Source organism: Vibrio sp. 1159 (assembly GCF_033340395.1).
GTDB classification, from domain to species: Bacteria; Pseudomonadota; Gammaproteobacteria; order Enterobacterales; family Vibrionaceae; genus Vibrio; species Vibrio alginolyticus.
This window is the reverse complement of record NZ_JAWOWL010000069.1, coordinates 1-4,437: the sequence shown is the minus strand read 5'-3', so window position 1 is coordinate 4,437 and position 4,437 is coordinate 1. Positions and strand designations below refer to the sequence as shown.

Genomic DNA, 4,437 nt, shown 5'->3' with positions numbered 1-4,437 from the left:
CACCGACCAAGGGAAGTTCCAAAGGTGGCAGGTAAAGGCACTAATCAAAACTTGCGAAAGCACGATAAAACCGCTCTCTTGTAGCTGCTAGAGGGAGAACTGCGGAAAAGGAATAATTGATTAGTGTTGTGAGACTGGAATGGGGGCGTAAAGCCTTACTCACAGCGCAGGGCAGCCCGAAAGGGAAGAGACTTACCCAATCTGAAAGCGACCAAAAAGATACCCAAATCACTCATAAATTTGAGTTGAAATGGGTAGGGGTCGGCGCAGCCGAAAGGGTGGTTTGCGCTAGCTTGGCTAGCCTCCTCTTTGCTCTTACTGTCATTGTTTGATACTTCATGATTTCCCTTATTTGCATTTCTTTATCTTACTTTCTATCTTTTGTTAAGCACATAAGCAAGGCTACACAAAGACCCCTCCACTTCGTTACGTTGTCATTGTGCCTTGTAAGGGACGCTACGCTCCCTTAACCCTAGTTAAAAGCACTCAAACTAAAGAATTGCCATGACTGAAAAGAAGAAAGTAATACGAGAAAAGTCCATCAAGATCAGAGTCACTGAGACTGAACTTCAAGCTCTGAAAGATCGGTGTGATGGTGCGGAATTAGCTCCTTGGGTGAGAGAGACTTGTCTTGGGGAACGGACTCTTAAAAGAGCCAATGTTCCTAAAGTAGACCCCGCATTATTGCGCCAGTTATCTGGACTTGGAAATAACTTGAATCAGATCACTAGAGTAGTGAATACCCAGAATTATGATGTCGTGAATGTGGTTCAAGTATTGGCTCAACTTTCAGCAATCGAGCGTCAGCTTGGGCAAATAATGGCACAGTATGAGATCTCAGTATGATTGTTCAGTTCGCTCGTAGAGGTAAGGGCGTTGGGAGTGGCCCTGTTGATTATCTCTTAGGGAAAGATAGAAATCGGGAGAGGGCGACACTCAATCAAGGCGATCCTGATTTAGTTCAATCACTCATTGATTCGAGTCCTTACGCCAAAAAGTACACATCGGGCTTTCTCTGTTTTGCTGAAACGGACTTATCACAAGAGATTAAAGATCGCCTCATGGCTGATTTTGAAAAGGCTTTGTTACCAGGCTTAGACAAAGACCAATACTCCATTCTTTGGGTAGAGCATCTTGATAAAGGGCGGTTAGAGCTGAACTTTGTTATTCCAAATATTGAGCTTCATTCTGGCAAGCGACTTCAACCTTACTACCACTTTGCAGACAATCCTCGTATCGATGCGTGGCGCACCATTAAGAATCTTGAACTAGGGCTTCATGACCCAGATGACCCTGCTAATCAGCAAGGCTTGGTGAGTGCTAAAGACACTCCATCCGATGCAAAAGAGATTCAGCAACTTCTTACCGATGGTCTACTTAATCTTGCTCAATCAGGCGCGATCCGTAGTCGAAAAGGGGTAATTGGTGCGCTTGAAAGCAAAGGATTTGAGATTGCCAGAGTGACAGCTAAAAGCATCAGCATTAAGAATCCCGAAAGTGGGAAACGAAACATAAGATTAAAAGGTTTGTTGTATGAGCAAGATTTTGAATATGGCGAGGGACTTCAATTCGCAATCGAAGAAGCAAGCCAACGCTATCGAGCAAACGCTAAAGAAAGACTTCGAGAGGCACGAACAACGTATTCAAGATGCGTTGAAATCAAGCGAGCAGAAAATCATAAACGACATCCAAGAGCAGCAATCACGTTTGAATCTCTTGGTGATGAAAACATGGATTTGGTTGCCAGTGACCCTGTTATTTTTGGTGATCGTCAGTTACGGGATCGCTTGGTATCAAGGGCAGACGATATTAGACAATCAGAAAAAGATAGCCCGCCAAAAAGCGATCCTAGAGCAGTTCCAGAACAAGACTTGGGGGCTTTCTCTGTACGAGAGCCAGAAAGGGGAACGTTTTATTGTGATACCAGAGGGTTACTCGATTCTGGAGGGGTGGACAATGAACGATGGCAAGAACGAGCTGATCAAGTTGGAGAGGAAATAAATGACCGAGCTAGAGAAACAACTTTTGCACGCCTTCGAGGTTTTAGAGAGGCAGCACAAGGAGCAGCACAGCGAGTTCGTGAAGCTCTACAAGGATTTAGAGAAAAGATTCGAGCAGAGCAGCGAGGAGAACCAACGCTTACAGAGCAGTGTGAGCAGCTTGACCATGCAAGTAAACAACTTGACGCAGCAGCTCCAGTCGTTGGAAAAGCAATACAGCAAGAGCAGTCGTTAGCACGACAAAATCGCAGAGGTCGAGGTTTCGGATTTAATCGTTAATACATTTGAAAATACGCTTGCCAGGAGTACAATGTACTCCTATTCTTTTGGGAGAGGATCGGGTTATTAGCTACGCATTAGAGTTTATTGAAACGCCATTGTTTGAATCTCAGCGAAAAGAGATGCTCACGGATGAAGAGTTTCGAGCGTTGCAGTCAGACATCATCAAAAACCCAGAAATGGGATCGTTGATTGTCGGAACGGGAGGGCTAAGAAAAGTTCGCCTTGCTGGAGAATCGACAGGTAAGAGTGGTGGTTATCGAACGATTTACTTACTGATCCAACCTGATGTTGTCTATTTGGTGTTGCTGTACAAGAAAGGGAGAAAGGACTCTTTAACTCAGAAAGAGAAGAATCTCCTTAAAGAAGTGTCGAGGTCGATTAAGAGAGAGTATGACAATGAGCAATAGTATTTTTGATGAACTTTATACATCGATGAAGCAAGCCGAAGCGATTGCAAAAGGAGAGCAGACTCCTGCGAATGTCACTCGTTATGAGATTGCCGATGTTAAAGCGATCCGAGCACAACTGGATGTCAGCCAAAAAGAGTTGGCACAAGCGATGGATGTGAGTATTGATACCGTGAAAAGTTGGGAGCAAGGACGGAGAAATCCGACAGGTTTAGCAAGCAAAGTCCTAACTCTACTCTCTAAAGAGCCAGAGCTTTATGCGAAGTTTTCAGTTTAAAGATTAAGAGGTGTCTATGAGTGCAGCTGTTACTTTTGAGCAATTCTGTCAGCGTTACGAGTACGATCCGAGAAGTTCGTTATCTCGATTTGAATATGAGAAGTACAAAGAGAAGAAGTACAAAGAGAACTTAGAGATAGCTAACGAGCTGATCACCAAAGATGCCATCGATAAGATGAAAACATAGAAAAAACGCCCTTAGAGGGCGTTTTTTGTTTCAATCGAACTGCGAACTTTTTGTCCTGTAAATCGCTCTGAAAGCGTCACAAACTTACAGCCCGATTTCTGGCTAATTAGGTAAGGATAAGTGCTTAAAAACGCTCCAGGAGCGTTTTGAGAGCGTCAGATTGGCGTTTTGAGATGCTAAGTCGGCTATTTAACGTAATAGGAATAATAATCACCACCACAACGTTATGTTGCTTTAAATTATGAGCTTCTTTGCTTCGATTTGAAGCCATTCAAATGTGTTTTCGGGCTCTCCATGCATTTCCATTTGATGCCAAAGTTTTTCAAATGACAAAATAGTGACTTGTAGAGCAACTTCTTCATTTCCAATTTCCATTGTTAAATTTTCGAGAAGTTTAATCGTATGAGCATCTACTAAAGTGTCGTATTTTTTTATTTCACACAGAGCCATAAAACAATACTCACAAAGTGGTGATATGCATGTAACTTTATAATATACTCAATTGCGTATATAGTGGTTTTTTTTGGCCTAAGTCTATTAAGAACGTTCAATTGCTCACACAAACCTAGTCTTAAATATGATGTGTATGAGATAAATGGGATAAAGCGTGAAACTAAAAATTTATTTTAAAACATCGAATAACAAAGGCTTTGAAATCGCATCATATCAAGAACATTACGAGACAATTGTTGCTCAATGGCTTTCGTTAGGTCGTACACTAGAATCGAGTTCTTTTTTCCTTGTGCTGTACGATGATGATGGTAAGTGTGTAGATGCCAAATATCTTTCAAAAAATAATTTTAGTCGATTGCTGATAGAGTGGGACTGCTTTGGTTTAAAAGAAAGTAATGAGTAATTTAACGTAACACTCGTTGTGCGAACTGAACGATAGAACGCAAAAGGTTGCCCAAACCGGCGACCTTTTTTACATCTGGCAGATACGAAAAACGCCTCCCAATGGGAGGCGTTTTTCTTGAGGACGTTCATTACCTTAGAAAAGGATCGTTGAGATCCCAGCTCTTTGGTTGTAATCTCAATCCCCAGATGTGACAAAACCGACCCTGCAAGGTCGGCTTTGATCGGAATACTTACCGGTTTGACGGCCTGTGTAAGTCCTTTCATGATAGCCCATATCGTTTAAGCACTTCAAGTATTCCTGCACTCTGTTTGGACTCAAGATGTTTTGGACAGAGCGATGCGCATCAGCCACCGACCAAGGGAAGTTCCAAAGGTGGCAGGTAAAGGCACTAATCAAAACTTGCGAAAGCACGATAAAACCGCTCT

9 protein-coding genes are annotated in these 4,437 nt (G+C 42.6%); 7 read left to right on the top strand and 2 right to left on the bottom strand.

Annotation, left to right across the window (positions count from 1 at the left end; translation table 11 throughout):
* Positions 1-504: 504 nt before the first annotated feature.
* From R7127_RS25815 to R7127_RS25795, 6 genes are all read left to right on the top strand, one after another.
* Positions 505-846: a MobC family plasmid mobilization relaxosome protein gene (locus R7127_RS25815; protein WP_025607773.1), complete on the top strand. Its 342-nt coding sequence runs from the start codon at positions 505-507 to the stop codon at positions 844-846.
* A gap of 687 nt (positions 847-1,533) precedes the next feature.
* Positions 1,534-2,001, top strand: coding sequence for an MbeB family mobilization protein (locus R7127_RS27130; protein ID WP_203506492.1), 468 nt, complete (start codon positions 1,534-1,536; stop codon positions 1,999-2,001).
* A complete protein-coding gene (locus R7127_RS27125; RefSeq protein WP_169567099.1) occupies positions 2,002-2,235 on the top strand; it encodes an MbeD/MobD family mobilization/exclusion protein in 234 nt (77 codons plus the stop codon).
* A 61-nt stretch (positions 2,236-2,296) separates the two neighbouring features.
* Positions 2,297-2,689, top strand: coding sequence for a type II toxin-antitoxin system RelE/ParE family toxin (locus tag R7127_RS25805; protein ID WP_224723981.1), 393 nt, complete (start codon positions 2,297-2,299; stop codon positions 2,687-2,689).
* On the top strand, positions 2,679-2,966 hold the full coding sequence (nadS, locus tag R7127_RS25800) for a NadS family protein (protein WP_029946694.1): 288 nt from the start codon (positions 2,679-2,681) through the stop codon (positions 2,964-2,966). Before R7127_RS25805 ends, nadS begins: the two co-directional genes overlap by 11 nt.
* 16 nt (positions 2,967-2,982) lie before the next feature.
* Positions 2,983-3,153: a hypothetical protein gene (locus R7127_RS25795; protein WP_005398424.1), complete on the top strand. Its 171-nt coding sequence runs from the start codon at positions 2,983-2,985 to the stop codon at positions 3,151-3,153.
* Between the two features lie 234 nt (positions 3,154-3,387).
* Here R7127_RS25795 and R7127_RS25790 read toward each other — a convergent pair whose 3' ends face one another.
* Positions 3,388-3,603, bottom strand: a complete 216-nt coding sequence (locus tag R7127_RS25790) for a hypothetical protein (RefSeq protein WP_031419549.1) — start codon at positions 3,601-3,603, stop codon at positions 3,388-3,390.
* Between the two features lie 157 nt (positions 3,604-3,760).
* On the opposite strand from R7127_RS25790, the gene R7127_RS25785 reads away from it, so the two are divergent.
* The gene (locus tag R7127_RS25785) at positions 3,761-4,009 is read left to right on the top strand and encodes a hypothetical protein (RefSeq protein ID WP_005398517.1); all 249 of its coding nucleotides are present in this window, start codon (positions 3,761-3,763) and stop codon (positions 4,007-4,009) included.
* Positions 4,010-4,186: 177 nt separating this feature from the next.
* Here R7127_RS25785 and R7127_RS25780 read toward each other — a convergent pair.
* A partial coding sequence (locus R7127_RS25780) for a hypothetical protein (protein ID WP_318148648.1) occupies positions 4,187-4,437 on the bottom strand: 251 nt, incomplete at its 5' end.

Bases quoted from the DNA above. Each gene is read 5' to 3' on its own strand.
- R7127_RS25815 (WP_025607773.1), top strand. From the start codon at position 505: ATGACTGAAAAGAAGAAAGTAATACGAGAAAAGTCCATCAAGATCAGA.
- R7127_RS27130 (WP_203506492.1), top strand. From the start codon at position 1,534: ATGAGCAAGATTTTGAATATGGCGAGGGACTTCAATTCGCAATCGAAG.
- R7127_RS27125 (WP_169567099.1), top strand. From the start codon at position 2,002: ATGACCGAGCTAGAGAAACAACTTTTGCACGCCTTCGAGGTTTTAGAG.
- nadS (WP_029946694.1), top strand. From the start codon at position 2,679: ATGAGCAATAGTATTTTTGATGAACTTTATACATCGATGAAGCAAGCC.
- R7127_RS25795 (WP_005398424.1), top strand. From the start codon at position 2,983: ATGAGTGCAGCTGTTACTTTTGAGCAATTCTGTCAGCGTTACGAGTAC.
- R7127_RS25790 (WP_031419549.1), bottom strand. From the start codon at position 3,603: ATGGCTCTGTGTGAAATAAAAAAATACGACACTTTAGTAGATGCTCAT.